Origin of the sequence: Streptomyces pseudogriseolus, assembly GCA_002154585.1 — a bacterium.
In the GTDB taxonomy this organism is placed as follows: domain Bacteria; phylum Actinomycetota; class Actinomycetes; order Streptomycetales; family Streptomycetaceae; genus Streptomyces; species Streptomyces pseudogriseolus.
In genome coordinates this window covers 1-1,309 of the sequence record MUNG01000468.1, presented here as the reverse complement: position 1 = coordinate 1,309, position 1,309 = coordinate 1, and the positions used below count along the sequence as shown (strand labels likewise).

Below are 1,309 nucleotides of genomic sequence, written 5' to 3'. Positions count from 1 at the left end.
CGGGAGGAGCCATCGCGTACCGCGTGCGTTGGGCGGGTGGCCGGGGTCACGCATGCCGACCGGTTGGGCGCCGGGCAGCACGGAGGCGCACCCGCGTGCCCCACACCCTGCTTGGCCGGACGGCCGACTGAGCGGGGTCCGACGCACAGCGGTCCACGTGCCCGGTCGGGCGGGACCACAACGGCACGCGGTGGGCGGCAGCCGACGTCGTACGGCCGCGCCACAGGGGGCCGGGGTCAGCCGTACCGGTGGTCCGACTACCCGGCCGGGGGGCGTCACGGCCCCCGGCGGTCGGCGGCCGACCTCGCGCGCCTCGAGCCACGCGTGGCCGGCCAGTCAGGAACGGCGGCGCACCTGCCCCCGACGCACGGGATTCGGCCCCCGCCCCACGCCACGCGTGCCGTCCGCAACAGGTGCCGGCGTCCGGTCAGGACGGGCTCGCGCACGTCGTGGACGGTGGGCAGAAGTGGGTGACCGCCGTGAGGGCGAGGTCGAGTTCCGGGTCGATGCCGTCCGTGGGGGCGCCGTACGCGGCGACGGCGTACACCTTGCCGTCGGCCGGTGAGCGGAAGCGGATGTCCTGGACGTGCCAGCTGCCCACCTCGGGTTCGCCGCGCAGCGAGTCGGCGACGTAGGCGAGGCGCATGCCGTCCACCCCCTCCGCGTCCAGCCGGACCAGCTCGACCTGCTGGAAGCCGTCCGCCTTCGGTGTCCCGTCCGCGAGGAACAGCTCGAAGGACTCCTCCGGCGAGGATTCGGCGATCTCGTACACCTGGAGGCGGCGGAAGCCGTCGGGGCTGCGGTAGTTGACGACGTCGAAGCCGTGCTGCGAGGGCACCGACTCCCGCTCCCAGCCGGTGGGGCGGGCGATGGTGAAGCCCTCGGCGTCACGGTGCAGCTCGTAGCCCTCGGGCAGCGGTGACGGTTCGGGGCCGGAGGACGCCGAGGACGGTTCGACGAGGTCGGAGGAGTCCTCCGTCGGGACCGGCTCCGGTTCGCCCGGCGTGGACGGAGACGCCTGCGTGGTGGTCGTACCGCCCGCCCGGTCGTCCGTGCCGCCCCCGTCGTCGTCCCTGACGACCAGGGTCAGGACCAGCGCCACGGCGACTCCCGCCGCCGCGGCCCCGCCCAGCACGCCCCACACCAGCCGCCGCCGGCCGGCGTAGGGCGGGGCGCCGGGGACGGGCGGCTCCGGCGTGGACCAGCCCCCGGCCGGCGGCGCGTCGGGGTCGGACACGCCGCCCGGGGCCGGGGCCGGCACGGTCGGCTCGAAGGACGGCGGGGGCGGAGGCGGCGGGGTCACCGGGGC

Annotated in this window: 1 protein-coding gene; it reads right to left on the bottom strand. The window is 76.8% G+C overall.

The genetic code is table 11. The features are described from left to right. Positions 1–427: 427 nt before the first annotated feature. A partial coding sequence (locus CCN29_RS31175) for a hypothetical protein (protein WP_442538585.1) occupies positions 428–1,309 on the bottom strand: 882 nt, incomplete at its 5' end.